Origin of the sequence: Leifsonia sp. Leaf264 (assembly GCF_001422325.1) — a bacterium.
Lineage (GTDB): Bacteria > Actinomycetota > Actinomycetes > Actinomycetales > Microbacteriaceae > Orlajensenia.
In genome coordinates this window covers 111,780-131,239 of record NZ_LMMR01000001.1, presented here as the reverse complement: position 1 = coordinate 131,239, position 19,460 = coordinate 111,780, and the positions used below count along the sequence as shown (strand labels likewise).

19 protein-coding genes and 2 tRNA genes are annotated in these 19,460 nt (G+C 67.6%); 18 read left to right on the top strand and 3 right to left on the bottom strand.

The features are described 5' to 3' along the window. Positions 1-87: 87 nt before the first annotated feature. From ASF30_RS00640 to ASF30_RS00610, 7 genes are all read left to right on the top strand, one after another. Positions 88-1,725, top strand: a complete 1,638-nt coding sequence (locus tag ASF30_RS00640) for an ABC transporter substrate-binding protein (RefSeq protein ID WP_055900093.1) — start codon at positions 88-90, stop codon at positions 1,723-1,725. A 95-nt stretch (positions 1,726-1,820) separates the two neighbouring features. Further along, positions 1,821-2,906 (top strand): ABC transporter permease, encoded by a 1,086-nt coding sequence (locus ASF30_RS00635; protein WP_055900090.1) that lies wholly within the window; start codon positions 1,821-1,823, stop codon positions 2,904-2,906. A 2-nt stretch (positions 2,907-2,908) separates the two neighbouring features. Next, positions 2,909-3,997 carry an ABC transporter permease gene (locus tag ASF30_RS00630; protein WP_055900087.1) on the top strand — a complete coding sequence of 363 codons (1,089 nt, stop codon included), beginning with the start codon at positions 2,909-2,911 and terminating at the stop codon, positions 3,995-3,997. Next, the gene (locus ASF30_RS00625) at positions 3,994-5,682 is read left to right on the top strand and encodes an ABC transporter ATP-binding protein (protein WP_055900084.1); all 1,689 of its coding nucleotides are present in this window, start codon (positions 3,994-3,996) and stop codon (positions 5,680-5,682) included. The genes ASF30_RS00630 and ASF30_RS00625 overlap by 4 nt, the downstream gene beginning before the upstream one ends. A gap of 4 nt (positions 5,683-5,686) precedes the next feature. Further along, complete coding sequence (locus ASF30_RS00620) at positions 5,687-6,529, top strand: ATP-binding cassette domain-containing protein (protein WP_147430642.1); 843 nt, start codon at positions 5,687-5,689, stop codon at positions 6,527-6,529. A gap of 3 nt (positions 6,530-6,532) precedes the next feature. After that, entirely contained in the window at positions 6,533-7,546 is a 1,014-nt protein-coding gene (locus ASF30_RS00615) for a D-isomer specific 2-hydroxyacid dehydrogenase family protein (RefSeq protein WP_055900081.1), read from the top strand. A gap of 94 nt (positions 7,547-7,640) precedes the next feature. Then, positions 7,641-7,713, top strand: a tRNA-Asn gene (locus ASF30_RS00610). 61 nt (positions 7,714-7,774) lie between these two features. On the opposite strand, the gene ASF30_RS00605 is transcribed toward ASF30_RS00610, so the two are convergent. Together ASF30_RS00605 and ASF30_RS00600 are read right to left on the bottom strand one after the other, a co-directional pair. Beyond that, positions 7,775-8,176, bottom strand: coding sequence for an SRPBCC family protein (locus tag ASF30_RS00605; protein ID WP_055900078.1), 402 nt, complete (start codon positions 8,174-8,176; stop codon positions 7,775-7,777). An 8-nt stretch (positions 8,177-8,184) separates the two neighbouring features. Beyond that, positions 8,185-10,059 (bottom strand): alkyl/aryl-sulfatase, encoded by a 1,875-nt coding sequence (locus ASF30_RS00600; protein WP_055900075.1) that lies wholly within the window; start codon positions 10,057-10,059, stop codon positions 8,185-8,187. A gap of 214 nt (positions 10,060-10,273) precedes the next feature. Here ASF30_RS00600 and ASF30_RS00595 point away from each other — a divergent pair, with 214 nt between their 5' ends. The 6 genes from ASF30_RS00595 (at position 10,274) to ASF30_RS00570 (ending at position 14,613) form a co-directional block, all read left to right on the top strand. Beyond that, a complete protein-coding gene (locus tag ASF30_RS00595; protein WP_157496839.1) occupies positions 10,274-11,500 on the top strand; it encodes a sensor histidine kinase in 1,227 nt (408 codons plus the stop codon). After that, positions 11,497-12,159, top strand: coding sequence for a response regulator transcription factor (locus ASF30_RS00590; protein WP_055900069.1), 663 nt, complete (start codon positions 11,497-11,499; stop codon positions 12,157-12,159). Before ASF30_RS00595 ends, ASF30_RS00590 begins: the two co-directional genes overlap by 4 nt. Positions 12,160-12,287: 128 nt before the next feature. After that, positions 12,288-12,599 (top strand): SHOCT domain-containing protein, encoded by a 312-nt coding sequence (locus ASF30_RS00585; protein ID WP_055902332.1) that lies wholly within the window; start codon positions 12,288-12,290, stop codon positions 12,597-12,599. A gap of 117 nt (positions 12,600-12,716) precedes the next feature. Next, the gene (locus ASF30_RS00580; protein WP_055900066.1) at positions 12,717-13,607 is read left to right on the top strand and encodes a sensor histidine kinase; all 891 of its coding nucleotides are present in this window, start codon (positions 12,717-12,719) and stop codon (positions 13,605-13,607) included. Next, entirely contained in the window at positions 13,604-14,311 is a 708-nt protein-coding gene (locus ASF30_RS00575) for an AzlC family ABC transporter permease (RefSeq protein ID WP_055900063.1), read from the top strand. The genes ASF30_RS00580 and ASF30_RS00575 overlap by 4 nt, the downstream gene beginning before the upstream one ends. After that, complete coding sequence (locus ASF30_RS00570) at positions 14,308-14,613, top strand: AzlD domain-containing protein (protein WP_055900060.1); 306 nt, start codon at positions 14,308-14,310, stop codon at positions 14,611-14,613. Before ASF30_RS00575 ends, ASF30_RS00570 begins: the two co-directional genes overlap by 4 nt. 33 nt (positions 14,614-14,646) lie before the next feature. On the opposite strand, the gene def is transcribed toward ASF30_RS00570, so the two are convergent. Then, positions 14,647-15,213: a peptide deformylase gene (def, locus tag ASF30_RS00565; protein WP_055900057.1), complete on the bottom strand. Its 567-nt coding sequence runs from the start codon at positions 15,211-15,213 to the stop codon at positions 14,647-14,649. Positions 15,214-15,253: 40 nt separating this feature from the next. On the opposite strand from def, the gene ASF30_RS00560 reads away from it, so the two are divergent. The 5 genes from ASF30_RS00560 to ASF30_RS00540 all read left to right on the top strand — a co-directional run bounded on the left by ASF30_RS00560 (position 15,254) and on the right by ASF30_RS00540 (position 19,440). Further along, positions 15,254-16,222: a DMT family transporter gene (locus ASF30_RS00560; protein ID WP_235480220.1), complete on the top strand. Its 969-nt coding sequence runs from the start codon at positions 15,254-15,256 to the stop codon at positions 16,220-16,222. A 92-nt stretch (positions 16,223-16,314) separates the two neighbouring features. Beyond that, the gene (locus tag ASF30_RS00555; protein WP_055900053.1) at positions 16,315-17,574 is read left to right on the top strand and encodes a glycosyltransferase; all 1,260 of its coding nucleotides are present in this window, start codon (positions 16,315-16,317) and stop codon (positions 17,572-17,574) included. Positions 17,575-17,580: 6 nt separating this feature from the next. Further along, positions 17,581-17,654: transfer RNA gene (locus ASF30_RS00550), tRNA-Ile, on the top strand. Positions 17,655-17,983: 329 nt separating this feature from the next. After that, positions 17,984-18,559 carry a hypothetical protein gene (locus ASF30_RS00545; RefSeq protein ID WP_055900050.1) on the top strand — a complete coding sequence of 192 codons (576 nt, stop codon included), beginning with the start codon at positions 17,984-17,986 and terminating at the stop codon, positions 18,557-18,559. A gap of 5 nt (positions 18,560-18,564) precedes the next feature. After that, a complete protein-coding gene (locus ASF30_RS00540) occupies positions 18,565-19,440 on the top strand; it encodes a hypothetical protein (RefSeq protein ID WP_055900047.1) in 876 nt (291 codons plus the stop codon). The last annotated feature ends 20 nt before the right edge of the window (positions 19,441-19,460 follow it).

The window sequence follows — 19,460 nt, the reverse complement described above, 5'->3', positions numbered from 1 at the left end:
GTTAGTTCTAGGTGTACGCGTGATTCATCCGGGGCACAGCCCTGCGTGCATCGTGCATCACACATCGACAGGAAGAGGTAGACGGATATGACATCCGCATCCAAGACCGGCAAGCGCGCCATCATCGTCGCCGCGGGCTTCACCGCAGCTGCTCTCGCGCTCTCCGGCTGTGCCGCAGGCGGCGGGTCCGACAAGGACTCCGGCTCCAGCGGAACGCTGACCATCGGCACGACCGACAAGATCACCGTCCTCGACCCGGCCGGCTCGTACGACAACGGCTCCTTCGCCGTCATGAACCAGGTGTTCCCCTTCCTGATGAACACGCCGTACGGCAGCCCCGACGTCGAGCCCGACATCGCGGAGTCCGCGGAGTTCACCGCGCCGACCGAGTACACGGTCAAGCTCAAGCCCGGCCTGAAGTTCGCCAACGGCAACGACCTCACGGCATCCGACGTGAAGTTCACGTTCGACCGCCAGCTGAAGATCGCCGACGAGAACGGCCCGTCGTCGCTGCTCTACAACCTCGAGTCGACCGACGCCGTCGACGACACCACGGTCGTCTTCCACCTCAAGTCGGCCAACGACCAGGTCTTCCCGCAGATCCTGTCGAGCCCCGCCGGCCCGATCGTCGACGAGGACGTCTTCTCGCCCGACGCGCTGACCTCGGATGACGACATCGTCAAGGGCAAGGCGTTCGCGGGTCAGTACTCGATCTCGAGCTACGACTTCAACAACCTCATCCAGTACAAGGCGAACCCCGACTACAAGGGCGTCCTCGAGCCCGCGAAGACCGGAACCGTCAACGTCAAGTACTACGCCGACGCGTCGAACCTCAAGCTCGCCGTGCAGGAGGGCGAGATCGACGTCGCGTTCCGCAGCCTGTCCGCCACCGACATCGACAGCCTTCGCGGCAACGACAAGGTGAAGGTCGTCGACGGACCCGGTGGAGAGATCCGCTACATCGTCTTCAACTTCGACACCCAGGCCTTCGGCGCCAAGACCCCCGAGGCCGACCCGGCCAAGGCTCTGGCCGTGCGCCAGGCGGTCGCCGACCTCGTCGACCGCGACGAGATCGCCGACCAGGTCTACAAGGGCACCTACACGCCCCTGTACTCCTACGTCCCCGCCGGCCTGACCGGTGCCACGGAGTCCCTCAAGGGCCTCTACGGCGACGGACAGGGTGCTCCGGATGCCGACAAGGCGAAGGCGACCCTCACGGCTGCCGGCATCACCGAGCCCGTCGTGCTCAACCTGCAGTACTCGAACGACCACTACGGTCCTTCGTCGGGTGACGAGTACGCACTGGTCAAGGACCAGCTCGAGTCGAGCGGACTCTTCACGGTGAACCTGCAGACCACCGAGTGGGTGCAGTACTCCAAGGACCGCACCACCGACGTGTACCCGGAGTACCAGCTCGGCTGGTTCCCCGACTACTCGGACGCCGACAACTACCTGACGCCGTTCTTCCTCACGGAGAACTTCCTCGGCAACCACTACGACGACAAGGAGGTCAACGACCTGATCCTCAAGCAGGCCACGACCACCGACCCCGCCGAGCGCACCAAGATCATCGAGGAGATCCAGGACAAGGTCGCGGCCCAGCTGTCGACCATCCCGCTGCTCCAGGGTGCTCAGGTCGCCGTCACCGGAACCGACGTCACCGGAACCGAGGACACGCTCGACGCGTCGTTCAAGTTCCGCTACGGCGCTCTCGCCAAGGGCTGAGAGCTCCACGACTAGAGTTTCTCCAGCGTGAAAAACCGGGGGCGGCCCGCGCAAGCGGGTCGTCCCCACTCTTCTGCAACAAACGTGAGGTACGCATGACCACAGTGGCACTGACGCCCGAGGCGACGAAGACGCCGAATGCTCGCAGACGCTCGGCTGGAGGAAGCCTCGGCAGTTATCTGCTGGTGCGGTTCCTGCTGATCATCCCGACCATCTTCATCCTGGTCACCCTGGTCTTCGTGCTCATGCGCACGACGGGCGATCCCATCACCGCAGCGCTCGGTGGCCGCCTCGGGCCCGAGCAGCTGGCCGAGCGCATCCACGCCGCCGGCTACGACCGCCCGCTGTTCGTTCAGTACCTCGAATACCTCGGCCAGGTCTTCACGGGCAATTTCGGCACGACCATCTCGACGAACCGACCCGTGACCGAGGTGCTCTTCACCTACGGTCCCGCCACCTTCGAGTTGGCCTTCTACAGCCTCCTCGTCGCCTTCGTCATCGGCATCCCGCTCGGCATGGTCGCGGCGTACTTCCGTGACAAGTATCCGGATGCCATCTTCCGCATCATGGCGATCCTGTTCTACGCGACACCGGTGTTCTTCTCGGGCCTGCTCCTCAAGCTCGTGTTCTCGGTCTGGCTCGGCTGGCTGCCGATCGCCGGGCGCGCCTCGACATCTGCCGAGCTCGAGATGGAATTCCTCTCGAACAAGACCGGCTTCTACACGATCGACGCCATCCAGACCGGCAACCCCGAGGTGCTCCTCGACGTCCTCGCCCACGCGGTGCTGCCCGCCATCGCACTCGGCCTGCTCACCGCCGGTGTCTTCCTCCGTCTGGTGCGCACCAACGTCATCGGCACCCTCTCGACCGACTACGTCGACGCCGCACGCTCCCGCGGAGTCAGCGAGTTCCGGCTCGTGCGCACGCACGCCTACCGTCCGGCGCTGATCCCGATCATCACCGTGATCGGTCTGCAGATCGCCCTGCTGCTCGGCGGAGCGGTGCTCACCGAGACGACCTTCGAGTGGAAGGGTCTCGGGTTCATGCTGATCGAGTTCATCAAGGCCCGCGACTATGTGGCGGTTCAGGGCATCGTCGTGCTTCTGGCGGTGATCGTGGCGCTGACCAACTTCATCGTCGATGTCATAGCCGCCGTCGTCGACCCGCGAGTGAGGTACTGACAATGACGACCATCACCCCGTCCGCCGCTCCCACGGCGACCCCGCCGAAGCGCAGCCTCTGGCAGCGCGTCCCCGTCGTGCACCAGCTGCGGCAGAGCGTCGGCCTGCAGCGCGGCATGCTCGTGACCGGCCTCGTGCTCATGGCGATCTTCGTGTTGACGGCCCTGTTCGCGCCGCTGCTCGCGCCGTACCGGTACAACCAGCTTCGCGCGGACGGAGTCGCCTTCGGCGCCCAGCAGCCCCCGTCGGCCGAGCACCTGCTCGGAACCACGGTCGGCGGCTACGACGTGTTCTCCCGGGTGATCTGGGGAGCGCAGACGGCGATCCTCGTCATCGTGCTCGCCGTCGTGGCCTCCATCTTCATCGGAGTGTTCCTCGGCCTGGTCTCCGGTTACTTCGGCGGATGGCCCGACCGACTCCTCGTCGTGGTGTGCGACGCGATCTACGCGTTCCCCTCGCTGCTTCTCGCCATCGTGCTCTCGATCGTGATCTCCGGCGGCAGGTCCAGCCTGTGGGGAGGCATCCTTGCGGCTGCCCTCTCGATCACCGTGGTCTACATTCCGCAGTACTTCCGGGTGATCCGCGCCGAGACCGTGCGAATCAAGGCCGAGGCCTACGTCGAGTCCGCGCGCGTGCTCGGTGCCAGCAACACTCGCGTGATGTTCCGACACGTGCTCCGCAACGCCACCCGCTCGCTGCCCCTGCTCATCACGCTCAACTCCTCCGAGGCCGTGCTCACCCTGGCCGGGCTCGGCTTCATCGGCTTCGGCATCGAGCCGACGGCAGCGGCCGAGTGGGGCTACGACCTCAACAAGGCCATCTCCGACGTCACCAGCGGTATCTGGTGGACCGCCCTCTTCCCGGGCCTCGCCATCGTGCTCACCGTCCTGGGCATCACCCTGGTGGGCGAGAGCCTGAACGACCTGGCCGACCCGCGCCTGCGCGGTCGCCGCGCCGTGGCGAAGGCATCCGGAACCGTCTCCGAGACCTCCGTGGTCCCCGGCGGCACCCTCTCGGCCGGTCCCGGCGGGCTCGCCGGTCTGGAAGACGGGGAATCATTCGACGAGCACGGAATCGAGGTCCGACCATGACGAACGTCGTCTCCATCGAGAAGCTGGGCATCTCCTTCGCCACCGACGCCGGTGCCGTGAAGGCCGTCTCCGACGTCAGCCTGTCCGTCGGTCCCGGCGAGGTGCTCGCCATCGTCGGCGAGAGCGGCTCCGGCAAGTCCGTCACCGCGAAGACCATCCTGGGGTTGCTGCCCGAGACCGCCACAGTGAGCGGCGCGGTCATCTTGAGCAGCAAGGACGGCTCGTCGTCGACGGATGTCGTCACGCTGTCGAAGAAGGAGCTCCGCCGCGTGCGCGGCACCGACGTGGCGATGGTGTTCCAGGAGCCCTCGACCGCGCTCAACCCGGTGTTCACCGTCGGCTGGCAGATCATCGAGGGGCTCCGCGCCCATGGGAAGGTGTCGAAGAAGGCCGGGCGCGAGCAGGCCATCGACATCCTCCGCAGGGTCGGCATCCCCGAGCCCGAGAAGCGCGTCGACTACTACCCGCACCAGTTCTCGGGCGGCCAGAAGCAGCGCGTCGTCATCGCGATGGCGCTCGTACTCGATGCCGGCCTCATCGTCGCCGATGAGCCGACCACCGCACTCGATGTCACCGTGCAGGCCGAGATCCTCGACCTCCTGCGTCGTTGCCGCGACGAGTTCGGTGCCGCCATCGTGCTCATCACCCACAACATGGGCGTGGTGGCCGACCTGGCCGACCGTGTCGCCGTCATGTATCAGGGTGAGGTCGTCGAAGAGGCTGACGTCGCCACGCTCTTCTCCTCGCCGAAGGATCCCTACACGCAGCGGCTGCTCGCCTCGGTTCCCCACGTGGGACAGGGCACTCTCACCGCTGCCGACCGCGCGAGCGCCCGAGCCACGGACTGGTCGAGCAACGCGCCCGTCGTCGTGGCGCAGGACCTGCGCATCGAGTATCCCGGTCGCTTCGGCCGCGCCGGCTTCGTCGCCGTCGACGGCGTGAGCTTCGACATCCGTGCCGGCGAGGTCCTCGGCCTCGTGGGTGAGAGCGGCTCGGGCAAGACGACGATCGGCCGCGCCATCGGCGGCCTGACCCGGGTGACCGGCGGCTCGCTCTCGGTGCTCGATCACGAGATGAACGGCGTGCGCGAGCGCGACTTCAAGAAGACCCGCAGTCACATCGGCTTCGTGTTCCAGGATCCGGCGTCGAGCTTCAACCCGCTGCTCACCATCGCCGAATGCGTCGCCGAGCCGCTGGTCATCCACGGCCTGTCGTCCAGCCCGGGTGCCGCGCGCGGCCGCGTCGACGACCTCCTCGAGGCCGTGCAGCTACCGCGCAGCTACGGCGACCGCTACCCGCACGAGCTCTCGGGCGGCCAGCGTCAGCGCGCCAGCCTCGCCCGGGCGCTCGCCCTCGAGCCGAAGCTGCTCATCGCCGACGAGCCGACCAGCGCGCTCGACGTCTCGGTGCAGGCTCGCGTGCTCGAGCTCTTCGCCGAGTTGCAGCGCGAGTTCGGCTTCGCGGCGCTGTTCATCAGCCACGACCTGGCCGTCGTCGACCTCCTCGCCGACCGCATCGCCGTGCTCTACAAGGGCAAGCTCGTCGAGGAGGGCACAGGAGCCGAGGTGCTCGGTGCTCCGCAGCATCCGTACACCCAGCGCCTGCTCGCCTCGCTCCCCGTGCCGGACCCGGCTGAGCAAGCGCTCAGAAGGGATGCGCTGCACGCCCTGCGACAGGCAGAGTAGACGCATGGTGGGCAACGCACAGCACGGCTATCCGATCATCGCGAGCGATCTGACGATCGAGTATCCGGCGCACGGGCCCTCGCCCGCCTACGTGGCGGTGCGGGGGCTCGACCTCAGACTGCATCCCGGAGAGGTGCTCGGCCTTCTCGGCGAGAGCGGATCCGGCAAGAGCACGATCGCACGGGTGCTGGCGGGGCAGTTCCTCGAGGCTCCGCGCGGCGGCGTGCACCCGGTGATCACGGGCGGAGACGCCGAGGTCTTCGGCGAATCGCTGCGCAGACTCCGCCGCCGCGACGCCGACCGCCTGATGTTCGAGGTCGGCTACGTCGCCCAGGACGCCTCGGAGAACCTGCCGCCGAACTTCACCGTCGCCGAGGTGGTCGGCGAGCCCATCCTGCTGCGCGACAGGCACTACAACCGCAAGGCGCTCGAGGCGCGCGTCGTCACCATGGTGGATGCCGTGCGGCTGCCGCTCAGCGTCATCCCGCGTTATCCCTACGAACTCAGCGCCGGCCAGCGCCAGCGGCTCGCGATCGCCCGTGCGATGGTGCTCGCCCCGGCGCTGCTGATCGCCGACGAGCCGACGGCGGCCATCGACGCCCTCGTGCGCAATTCGATCATCGACCTGATCGGCGAGCTGCAACAGCACAGCGCCTTCTCCGCCCTCGTCATCAGCCACGACCTCGCCGTGCTCCGCCGCATCGCCGACCGCATCGCGATCCTGAAGGACGGCGTGCTGGTGGGCTACGGACCCATCGACGACGTGCTGGCCAAGCCGCTGCATCCGTACGTGGAACGCCTCGCAGCCGAACTGGTCGGCCACACCGGCGCGGGTGAGAGGGACTGAACCATGACCGCCGATCAGCCAGGGGACCGTCCCGTCCACCGCGCCGTCGTGGCCCCCGACTCCGATGAGACCTCGGCCCGCCACCGGCCGGCGCGGGGCGGCATCGCCCTCCTGCCGAAGAGCAACCCCGTCTTCGAGGCCGCGGTGACGGATGCCGACGGCACGATCACGCCGCTCGACCCCGACACCCGCGGCATCGTCTGGCTGTCATACGCCCGGGCCGCCGAGCTCGGCCCCGTGCTCGAGGCCAACCCGCAGATCGAGTGGGTGCAACTGCCCTTCGCCGGCGTCGACGCCTTCTCGGACAGCATCCGCGATCATGCCCGCGAGAACCTGCTCTGGACCAGTGCCAAGGGAGCGTACGCGCAGCCCGTCGCCGAGCACGCCCTGGCGCTGTCATTGGCGCTGATGCGCTTCCTGCCCCGCCGCATCCGGGCCGCCTCGTGGGATTCGGTGCCCCGCGGAGTGTCACTCTATGGTCGCGACGTCGTCATCATCGGTGCCGGGGGCATCGCCATCGAGCTGATCAGGTTGCTGGAGCCGTTCGCTCCTCGCATCACCGTCGTCAGGAGACGAGCGGATGCCGTTCCGGGTGCTGCCCAGACCGTCGGAGCCGACGACCTCCACCGGGTGCTGCCGACGGCCGACCTCGTCGTCGTCGCGGCCGCTCTGACCGGCGGCACCAGGCACTTGATCGGCGCTCCGGAGTTCGACCTCATGCAGGAATCGGCATACCTCGTGAACATCGCACGTGGCGGTCTCGTCGACACCGATGCGCTGGTCACTGCGCTCAACGACGGCACCATCGCCGGCGCCGGAGTCGACGTGACGGAGCCGGAGCCGCTGCCCGACGGCCACCCGCTCTGGACTGCGGCGAACGTCATCATCACGCCCCACATGGCCGACACCCCCGAGATGACAGCGCCGCTGCTGGCCGAGCGCATCCGTCACAACGTCACGGCCCTGCTGGGCTCGGGGGAGTTCATCGGCGTGGTCGATCCGCAGCTCGGCTACTGACCGATCGGGGGCACCGCGACGGCACCCGATGAGGCCCACTCGATTTTGTTGTGGCAGAACTTTTGCTAAAGTAGACGAGGCGCGAAAGTGCTGATCCTCGATAGCTCAATTGGCAGAGCAATCGGCTGTTAACCGGTAGGTTCTTGGTTCGAGTCCAAGTCGGGGAGCGAAGGACCGGAAGGGCTCCACCCCTCCGGTCCTTTTTCGTTTAACCAGCGCAGCCGCGCATCATCCGGCTCCCACGGTCTGATCCAGTCGGTCGAGCCGGAGCCCGGGCAGGCCGGAGAGGGCGCCCCGCAGTGCGACGGCCAACGGACCGGAACGGTTCACCTCGTGGGTCACCAGGGTGCCGGCATCCGTCGCCTGCAGGGTCCACGAGCACGTCTCCTGCATGCCGGGCACGCTCCAGGTCATGCCGATCGACGTGGGTTCGATCGCCGTGTAGCCGAACGTGCCGCGAAGTCCTTGAATGGTGGCCAAGGTGTAGCTCTCGCCGACGATCGCCGCCCTCGCGCCCTGCACGCTCACGAAGGCGGGGTTCCAGTGCGGGAGCGCGAGGGGATCGAGCAGAACCTCCCGCACCCGCTCCAGCGGGGCGGACAGCAGGCGTTCTCCGATGGCAGCGGTCATCGGCGCGGCTACGGCGTGACGATGTCGAACGCGGGATCTCCGCTGTCGAGTACCCCGAGCAGGGTCTGCAGGATGCCGGCATCGCCGGTGATGGCGAGACCCTCGGAGGTCGTGTCACCACCGAGCAGCGCGATCATGCGCAGCTTGGTCGTGGTGATCGTCGCATCCGCCGTCTCCGGATCCGGCGCCTTCTCGAGCGCGATGAAGACCCCGTTGTGCAGGCTGGCCCGGAAGCTGCGGTCAAGGTCGGAGAACGTCACGTCGAACCTCAGGGTGAGGTCCCAGGCCTTCGGCCCGTCGACCGAGATGGCGATGGAGTCGAACAGCTGCTCCGGGGAGAGCTGCGCCACGATCGCGGGCGCGGCTGTCACCGTCGGAGTGCCGAAGTTCTCGCCGCGCAGTTCCGTGGCGCCCGAGAGGAAGAAGTTGCGCCAGGTCGCGTTCTCGGCTCCGTACGCGAGTTGCTCGAGCGTGTCCGCGTAGAGGGCGCGCGCGGCGGCGTGGGACTCGTCGGCGAACACCGCGTGATCGAGGAGAGTCGCGGCCCAGCGGAAATCGCCGCTGTCGAAGGCGGCCTGGGCCACCTCGACCACGCGATCGAGCCCACCGATCGCTTCGACGTAGCGGGTGCCGAGGTTCTCGGGCGTGTGAGGCCACAGCCTGGCGGGGTTGCCGTCGAACCAGCCCATGTACCGCTGATAGATCGCCTTGACGTTGTGGCTGATCGACCCGTAGTAGCCATGGGTGTTCCAGGCGTTGGTGAGCGCCGGCGGCAGCTCGAGCTGCTCCGCGATCTCGGCACCGTTGTATCCCTGGTTCAGCAACCGGAGCGTCTGGTCGTGCAGGTAGGCGTAGAGATCTCTCTGGTTGCCGATGAACTCGACGATCCGGTCGCCGCCCCAGGTGGGCCAGTGGTGCGATGCGAAGGCGGCGTCGGTGCGGTCGCCGAACCTCTCGATCGCCTCCGTGAGGTAGGCCGACCAGACATGCGGGTCGCGCACGACCGCACCGCGCAGCGTGAGCAGGTTGTGCAGCGTGTGGGTGGCGTTCTCGGCCATGCACAGCGCGCGGTATCGAGGGAAGTAGAAATGCATCTCGGAGGGTGCTTCGGTACCGGGCGCCATCTGGAACTCGATCTCCACCCCGTCGATGGTGTGGGTCTCGCCCGTCGTCGTGATCTCCAGGGTCGGCACGATGAGTCCGAGTTCGCCGCTCGAGGTGGTCTGTCCGAGGCCGGCGCCGACCGCGCCCTGCGGGCCGCGTGCGAGGACCGCGCCATACATGTATCCGGCACGACGGGACATGGCGGTTCCCGCGTAGACGTTCTCCGAGACGGCGTGACCCGTGAAGCCCTCTGGCGCGATGACCTGGATCCTTCCGGCGTCGACGTCGTCCTGCGTCGCGACGCCGAAGACTCCACCGAAGTGGTCGACGTGGCTGTGGCTGTAGATGACCGCCACGACGGGTCGCTCGCCTCGATGGGTGCGGTAGAGGCCGAGGGCCGCCGCCGCCGTCTCGGTCGAGATGAGCGGATCGATGACGATGACACCGGTGTCACCCTCGATGAAGGTGATGTTCGAGAGGTCGAAGCCGCGCGCCTGGTAGATGCCCTCGACCACTTCGTAGAGGCCCTGCTTCGCAACGAGTTTCGATTGCCGCCACAGGCTCGGGTTCACGGTGGATGGGGCGTCCCCGGTGATGAAGTCGTAGCTGTCGTTGTCCCAGACGACTCTGCCGTCGGCCGCCTTCACGACACCGGGTTCGAGAGCTGCGATGAATCCTCGGTCGGCATCATCGAAGTCCTGCACGTCGTCGAACGGAAGCCTGTCGAGGAGCTCCTGATTCAGCTGGGCGATGGCGGGGGTGGCTGGCTTCTGGTCCATGGACTGCAGTGCTCCTTCGACGAATCTTCGAGGTTCCTCTTACCGACTATGCCAGCAAGAGGAGGAAAGTTCAGGTTCCCGGGCCTGACGAGAAGATGACGAGGAGATGCGGGAATGGATGCTCGCGATCTTCGCCCGCTTCATCCCCGGGGAGTACGCGGGCAGTCATCTCCGGTGCGACGACCGCAGGCATCTCCGTGGATACCATCGAGTCATGCCGACTCCTGAGCGCTGGTCCTGGCCGGGCCCTCCCGGCGAGGCATGGGGCCCCGGGCGCCCCTGGGGGCGATGGCTGGATGATCCCCGCCCGCGGCGCCGCGCGCGCTGGTTCGCCGTCGTCTTCTCGCAACTCCTGCAGCTTCCGCTGCTGATCTGGCTCGTCCTCACCGGTGCCGACTGGACGCTCGTCGCGGCATCCGTCGTCGCCTTCGCGGCGTCGTACCTGTTGCTGATCCTGCCGACGCACCCCGGGCCCATCGTCGCGGTCATCGCCGTCGCCGTGGCGCCGGCCCTCGTGCTGGTGCCCTTCGGTCCACCCGTGGCAGCCATCCCGCTGGCCTTCGCCGTCGTGCAGGCCACGGCCCGGGGCGCTCGTGCCTGGGTCTGGGGCACCATCGGCATCGCCGTCGTCGCGGCCCTCGGTTACGGGACCGTCACGGGATCCTGGCCGTCTCTCGTGCGTTCGCTCATCGTCCTGCTCGTGCTGTCCATCCTCGTGGGCGCCGGAGAGGCTGCGCGCAGCCGCATCGAGCGCTACCGCGACTACAGGGAGCAGCAGCAGCGCGCACGCCAGAGCGAGGCCGAGCTCGAGCGTCTCCGCATAGCTCGCGAGCTCCACGACGTCCTCGCTCACTCCCTGTCCTCCATCAACGTCCAGGCCGGCATGGGACTGCACCTCATGGAGACCAGGCCGGAGAAGGCCGCAGAGGCACTCGCGAACATCAAGGAGACCAGCCGCACCGCCCTCGACGAGGTGCGCGGAGTGCTCGGCTTCCTCCGTTCCGGAGACGACAGCGCTCCGCTGGTTCCTGAACCCGGGCTGGCGCGCCTGCCGGCTCTGGCCGATTCCCTCGAGGTTCTCGGCGTCACCGTCACAGTGACCGGAGCGCTGTCAGCCGGCTCCCCGCCCGCAACGGATCGCACCGTCTACCGCATCGTGCAGGAGGCGCTCACCAATGTCACCCGCCATACCGATGCGACAACGGCGCGGGTCGAGCTCTCGACGCAGGACGGCATCGACATCGTCGCGATCAGTGATGCCGGTTCGGGCGCCGTCGGCGACCCGATCGAGGAAGGCCGGGGCTTCCTCGGCATGCGCGAGCGCGTGCACCTCGTCGGCGGTTCACTGGACGTCGGGTGGCAGCCAGACGGCGGTCTCAGGATCGAGGTGCGGATTCCGCGCGGTGGCGTCGCCGGATCGACCACGGAGGCCATCGCATGATCACAGTGTTCATCGCCGACGACCAGCACCTGGTGCGCGCCGGATTCCGTGCCCTGCTCGAGTCCGAACCCGACATCGAGGTGGTGGGTGAAGCCGCGACGGGTTCGGCAGCACTGACGGGAATCATCGCGACCAGGCCCGACGTCGTTCTCATGGACATCCGGATGCCCGACGGCGACGGCCTGCAGGCGACCCGTGAGATCACGGCCCGTCCCGAGCTGTCGGCGACGCACATCGTGATCGTCACGACGTTCGAACTTGACGAGTACGTGGCCGAAGCCATCCGGGCCGGCGCCAGCGGCTTCCTCGTGAAGGACACTGAGCCTGCGGAGCTCATCCGCGCGGTGCACGTGGTGGCCGAGGGTGACGCCCTGCTGTCTCCAGGCGTCACCCGGCGTCTGCTCTCCCGAATGGCATCAGGGGTGAAGGAGGCACCGGAGAGCGACGTGTTCGACGCCCTCACCAGGCGTGAGGTCGAGGTGCTGGAACTGGTCGCCCACGGCCTCAGCAATGACGAGATCGCGGCTCGGCTCTTCCTCAGTCCGCTCACGGCCAAGACGCATGTGTCGCGCATCATGACGAAGCTCGGTGCCCGAGACCGGGTGCAACTGGTGGTGAGCGCCTACGAGTCGGGGCTCGTGAGGCCGGGCTGGTCGTAGTCGGACTCCGGATGCTGCACCCGGGGGAGTACGCGAGGTGTCCTCCTCGGACGGATTCGCCGCGACGCGCATCTTGGGAGTCTCGAGGAGTGGCATCGATCGGTGCCCGTGACCGATTGGGAATCCTCATGTTGTCCTCTTCCATCACCCTCGCCTCAGTCTCAGCCCACGTCGGGCCATGGGCCGGCGGCTGGGGCTGGCTCTTCCTCCTCATCCCGCTGTTCTGGATCAGCGTCATCGCGCTGATCGTGACGTTCAGCCGTCGCCGATGGGCTCGCTACGGCTACGGACCCGGCTACGGCTACGGACCGGCAGCCGGGCCCTGGAACGCGGCCGGCGCCGAGCAGACCCTCGCCGACCGTTTCGCGCGCGGTGACATCGACGAGGTCGAGTACCGGGCTCGTCTCGAGGTCCTGCGCGCCAGCCGCTCAGCCGGCTGAGCCCCGCCGGGGCCGCCACCCGGTCTGGTGGACGACGGCGACGTCGTCACCGACGCGGCGGGTGGCGGCCGCTCGGGTAGAGTCTCCTCGACCCGCACACAGCGGGAGAGGAGACCGATGGACTGGCTGAACAGCCCCGCCGGCGCCAGCGCATCCCTGATCGCATCCGTCGTCCTGGCGGTCGTGTCCGTGGTGCTGCTGGTGCTCTTGTTGCGCTCGCGCGCACGCCTGCGCCGTACCGACCGCGACTGGACCACCGCCGAACGCACCCGCATCGGGCTGGAGCTCTCGCTGGCCGAGCAGACCGGCCGGCTGGGCATCGTGCGCGACCTGCAGGATGTCGCGGTCCATGCCGTCGGTCGTCTCGTGTCGCAGGCCGAAGGGGCGAAGTACACCGCGGAGAGTGATCCGTCGACGGCCGTTCGTGCCGTGACCGGGGTGGTCGACGCGGGTCGCACGGCGCTGGGCGACATGCGCCGCGTGCTGACCGTCGCCCGTGAGGGCGAGTCGCTCAGCTCGCCGCAGCCAGGCCTCCAGTCGGCGCAGAACCTCTTCCGCGTCATGCGTGACGCCGGACTCGTGATCGGCTTCGAGGAGTCGGGAGAGCGCTACGAGCTCAAGCCGGGCGCGGAGCTCGCCGTGTACCGCATCCTGCAGGCCGCCTTGGCGAACTCGCTGAAGCACGGCGGAGTCGGCACCGAGGCCCGGGTGTCCTTCGTGTGGACCGAGGAGGGCCTGCAGGTCACTATCGACGACGACGGCATCCGGGCCGCCCTGCGACGGGAGGGCGAGGAGGCCCGCGTCGACGCCACATCGATCGACGACGACCTGCGCGCGCTCACCGAGACCATCTCGGGCGCGGGGATCTCGCAGATGCGCCAGCGCGCCGAGCTCTTCGGCGGCGTCTTCAGCGCGAACTCGATCCCGGGAGTCGGCTTCAGCGTGTCCGCCGTGTTCCCGGCACTGCGATTCCACAACGGCGTGCACGGGGTCGAACTCGCACGATGACCGATGATGGCGCCCGCACTCCGGCAGTGCGCACGGCGATCAGGTCCGGGCTCTTCGTCGGAATCGCCACGGCGGCGTACGGCATCTCGTTCGGCGCCCTCTCGGTGGCTGCCGGGCTCGACATCTGGCAGACCTGCTTCCTCAGCCTGGTGATGTTCACCGGCGGCTCGCAGTACGCCCTCGTCGGCATCATCGCGACCGGCGGGGTCGCTGCCGGCCCCAGCGCCATCGCCACGGCCGGTCTCCTCGGCTCGCGCAATGCGATCTACGGGGTGCGGATGGCGCCCATCGTCGGCACCGGCCCCTGGTGGCGACGGCTCGCGGCCGCGTGGGGAACGATCGACGAGTCCACCGCCGTCTCGCTGGCCCAGCCGACGGGCCATCTCCGCCGCGTCGGGTTCTGGGTGACTGCACTCGTCGTCTTCGTCGGCTGGAATCTCACGACCCTCGCCGGCGCTCTCATCGGAGACGCCCTGGGAGACCCGCGGGCATGGGGTCTGGATGCCGCTGCGGCTGCGGCGTTCCTCGGCCTGCTCTGGCCGCGCCTGAGGAGTCGGCAGACCGTCGCCGTCGCCGTCGGTGCCGCGGTCGTCGCCACGGCACTGACGCCTGTGCTCATGCCCGGGCTGCCCGTGCTGGTTGCGGCATCCGTCGCCGTCCTCGTCGGTGCATTCAACTGGTTCGGGCGGGAGCCGCGCACATGACGCTCTGGCAGATCGTGATCCTGGCGTCGATCGCCACTCTGGCGTTCAAGTTCGCGGGCTACCTCATCCCTCAGCGGCTGCTCGAGGCGCCGACGCCGTCACGCATCGCCGACCTGCTCACCGTGGCACTGCTGGCCGCGCTCATCGCCGTGCAGACCTTCGCCGACGGCAGGGAGATCGTCGTGGACGCCAGGGTGCCCGCCGTCATCGTCGCCGCGGCGCTCTACGCCCTCCGAGTGCCGTTCATCGTGGTCGTGATCGTGGCGGCGCTCGTAGCGGCCGGCATCCGCGCCGTCGCCTGAGACGACTCGCCGGCCAACACGCTCGATCGGCGCTCAGGCGTCGAGATCGTCGACGCCGGGAAGCCAGGAGTTGCCGGGAACACCCCACCCGCGCTTGCGCGTGAGCTTGGCCACGACCTTCCTGTCGTCCCAGTCGAGCCTGTCTATGTAGAGCACGCCGTCGAGGTGGTCGTACTCGTGCTGGAAGATGCGGGCGAGCCAGCCCTCCGCGCGGATCTCGTATGCGGCCCCGTCGATGTCGGTGGCCTGCAGGATGGCCCTCTCGGCGCGCCGCAGCCCGAAGCGCTCGCCTGGGAAGGAGAGACACCCCTCCGACTCGGTCTCCTCATCGGCGACGCCGGCGGGCACGGGGCTGATCCACAGCGTCGGGTTGATCGCCACGCCACGGATCTTCTCGCCGGAGTCCTCGACCCAGGTGTAGGTGAAGATGCGCAGCGGCACGCCGATCTGCGGAGCCGCAAGCCCGACCCCGGGGGCGGCATCCATCGTCTCGTACATGTCGGCGACGAGGCCGCGCAGGTGGTCGTCGAACTCGGTGACTGGAGCGGCGGGGGAGTGGAGGGCGCCATCTCCGGTGATCCTGATGGGGTGTACGGCCATTCTTCGAGGATATCGGCGGCACTCGGGTTAGGGTCGACACGTGGTGAGCGGCGGAGGACTTGAAGACGTGACCGAGGTGTTCACGCAGAACCCGGCCCAGGTGGTCGGGATCGTGCTGGCACTGATCGGAGCAGTGTTCCTGTCCGTCGGCGCGCAACTGCAGTACCGGGGTGTCGGCAAGGTCGAGAAGGCCATCGGCGAGACCGGCGGCGGGCTCAGCATGCGACAACTGCTGGCGCTGCTCTCGCGGCCGTCCTGGGTGCTCGGAACAGCCATGCTCGGCGCAGCCATCGTGCTGCAGCTGTTCAGCCTGTCACTGGCGCCGCTCATCGTCGTGCAGCCGCTGGGAGCCGTGGCTCTCGTCATCACGGCCATCATCAACGCGCGCGTCTCGCACGTCAGGCTGAATCGGGCGTCGATCTTCGCCATAGTCCTCTGCGTCGGCGGCGTCGGCGTCTTCGTCACGATCGCCGCCTTCACCGCTGTCGACAAGCCCGTGTCGGATGCCGACCTCATCACGATCCTCACGATCCTCGCCGTGGTGCTCGTGCTCTTCGCCGTCACGTTCGCCCTGCTGCGCAAGCGCTTCAAGGCGTTGTTCTACATCATCGGCGCCGGCGTGCTCTACGGTTTCGTCGCGACCCTCGCCAAGGTGGTCATCAGCCGCGTGCAGGCGGAGAACTTCACCTGGCTGACCCTGCTCTGCCTCCTCGGACTCATCGGCGCCGCAGCCCTCGGCGCGTACTTCGTCCAGAACGCCTACGCCTCGGGCCCGCCCGACCTCGTCATCGCCGGGCTGACGGTCATCGATCCGCTCGTGGCCGTCACCATCGGCATCGTGGTGCTCGACGAGGCGTCGCAGGCACCGGCGTGGGCATTGTGGGCGTTCGCCGTCGTCGGGGCCATCGCGATCTGGGGCGTCATCCTGCTCTCGAAGCATCATCCCCAGACACAGCTCGCCGTCGAGGAATCCCCGACCCCAGCCGGGCCCACCGATGGAACGCCTTAGAATAGGCAGCACCTCGCCGGATGCGCCACAGCGCCCGGCGTTCACATCCCGCCGACCCACCACCTCGGCCGAGATACGTAGGGACACCCCACTTGACTGACACCCCCGGTTCGACTCCTTCCGCGCACGCGGACGGCGCGGAGACCGCGAGGAAGCCCCTCACCGTGCTCATCGGAGCCGACACCTTCTCGCCCGATGTCAACGGTGCGGCCAAGTTCGCCGAGCGCCTCGCCTCCGGGCTCGCGGCCCGTGGCCACGACGTTCACGTCATGGCACCGGCAGCGTCGCGCAAGCACGGCACCTGGACCGAGGAGTACGAGGGGCACACGATCACGGCCCACAGACTGTTCAGCCTGCGTTGGTACCCGCACGACTGGCTGCGGTTCGCCATCCCGTGGCGCATCAACCAGAACAGCGCCCGGATCATCGACGAGATCAAGCCCGACGTCGTGCACTTCCAGTCCCACATCATCGTCGGGCGTGGCATGTCGGTGCAGGCCGAGAAGCGCGGCATCCGCATCGTCGGCACCAACCACTTCATGCCCGAGAACATGCTCGAGTTCACGCTCATCCCGAAGGCCTGGCAGGAATGGGCCATCGGCCTGGCCTGGAAGGCCGCCCGCCGATCCTTCGGACGAGCCGAGGCCGTGACCACGCCGACCAAGCGCGCCGCCGAGTTCCTCGAGCGTTCGACCGGACTGCGCGGCGTCCACGCGATCTCCTGCGGCATCGACGCCGACCGCTACTCGCCGTCGTGGGAGCCGCGCACCGAGAACCGCATCCTGTTCGTGGGCCGGGTCACCGGCGAGAAGCAGATCGACGTGCTCCTCAAGGCCATGACCCTGCTTCCCGCCGAGCTCGACGCGAAGCTGGAGATCGTCGGAGGCGGCGACCAGTTCAAGCCGCTGCAGCACCTGTCGAAGGAGCTCGGCATCTCCGACCGCGTCACCTTCCGCGGATACCTGACGGATGAGGAACTGCGGCAGGCGTACTCACGGGCCTCGCTCTTCGCGATGCCGTCGATCGCAGAGCTGCAGAGCATCGCCACCATGGAGGCCATGGCCTCGGCGCTGCCCATCGTCGCCGCCAACGCCATGGCGCTGCCGCACCTGGTGCACGACGGCGTGAACGGCCACCTGTTCGAACCGAGCAACCCCGACGACCTCGCGGCGAAGCTGACCGAGGTGCTGACGGCATCTCCCGAGGCGTACCTGGCCATGAAGAAGGAGTCGCTGCAGCTCATCGCGCCGCACGACATCCAGCGCACGCTCTCGACGTTCGAGAGCCTGTATCGTGGTGAGCCGGTCACGGATCCCGTGACCGACATCACCAACGCGACCACTCCGGAGTAGTCGTACGGGGCGGTAGCTCAGCTGGTTAGAGCAAGCGACTCATAATCGTTCGGTCACGGGTTCAAGTCCCGTCCGCCCTACTTCTCATGCCGAATACCGCCAGTTATCAGGGTGACCGCTAGCCCTCCGTCGGCGGCTGGGCGGCGCATTCTCGAGAAGCGCATCCGGCCACGCTGCGCGGCTGAAACCCGGATCGCTTCGCTGCTCCAGTGGCCGCGCCGGGCCTGCAGATCGGCGATGACCTGGCCGCAGCCGCGCCAGCTGTACCGCCTAGCCCAGTTAGTTACGGATGTGACAGAATCTCACTCACGCGGGCGCGACCGATCGATGGAGACCGGGGACACCCTGAGGCAGGGGGAGGGTCGTGCCCGAAGTCGGTGGACGAGTCAGCGGGCGAAGATCATCCCGGGTGCTTCGCCTTCTCCTCGGTGCCATCGCTATCGCCGGCGTCGGAGCGGCCGTCACCACGGCGGCCTGGACTGATGCCGTGCACATCGCCGCCCCAGCGGCGGTAGGCACCTTCGACGTGCAAGCGCGGTTCGTCAACAACGGCGAATGGGAGGACGTCGGAGTGCCCGGCAATCCGGACACCGTCGACGACGGGGCCGAGATCGCCATCCCACCGATCAAGGACGTCCTCCCCGACCACAGTTACGTCGGAGACGTGTTCCTGTGCAACGCCGGTGACGTGGACGCGAAAATCACATTCGCCGATCTGCATGAGGAAACCACCAAGAAGGACGGGTCACCGGCAGTCCCCGGCGATCATCTCGTCGACGAGAGTTCCATCCTCGTAGAGAACATCGACCGAGGCACCATCCTCCCGGCGAACTCCTGCGCCGACTCCTCCGTGCTGGACCCGCCCAAGGACGTCCAGGGGATCCTCCACTTCACCACCGACCAGAGCTTCCTCGGTCATTACGGTGACACCAGCCGGATCGTCATCAAGATCACCTGCGAATCGGTGCAGGGGGTGCGGGGATGAAGCGCATGACACGGAGAATCGTCATCGCAGCGGCACTGTCCACCGCCTGTTGGATGTTCGCCTCCGTCGCCGTTCCGACGTCATCTGCGTGGATTGACAAGGGCGGGGCGTCGATGACCCTCACAGCAGTGGAGGAACGCCCGCCGGACCTTGTCGGACCTGTCACGCCGGGTGACGGCACGATCTTCAGGAAGCCCGACTGGAAAGGTCACGGGACCAACCCGCCGACACCGACGACCTCATGCTTCACGGTCGTGATCTTCACCACGAGCGTGGAACCCGCACCGTGGCAGGTCATCATCGAAACTGACCAACCGCCGTTCAACAATGTGCCACCGTTCACCGGGTTTCAGAACCAGATCTACGGGGAAGGCGCCAACTACACCTTCGCGCAGACCGACAACTACGCGCTTACCGCTCGCTACGTGATGACGCCTGCACCGGGCCCTGAGGGAGTGAGCCAGTGGGCCTCCCGCACCACGAGTTACACCGCCGTCGTGTGCGCCAACACTCCGGAACCTGCCTGGCAGCCTCCCGGAGATGACACCTACACGCAGCAGGAACCCGTCACGCTGTTCCGGAACGGGAACCAACCGTGCGTCTCCGCGACTGTCGTAGGCCACCAACCCTTCTTCATCGGCTTCACCGTGTCGTTCAACTGGAAGACAGTCCTCGGCAATGAGGTGGCGGCCGGCTTCATCACTCCCGCCGAGTACACCCAATGGCTGCCGTACACGCACTGGGCGGGCGCCCCTGCCGGGCACAACGCAGCCCAAGGGGCAACGGGTAACGACTACCTGGTGACGTTGCAGGCATACGACTTCAACTACCGGAACGTGTCCTCGGTCGCACCCGTCGAGAATGCAGCCTGCGCCTACTGACCCGAAATCCGACAAGCCAC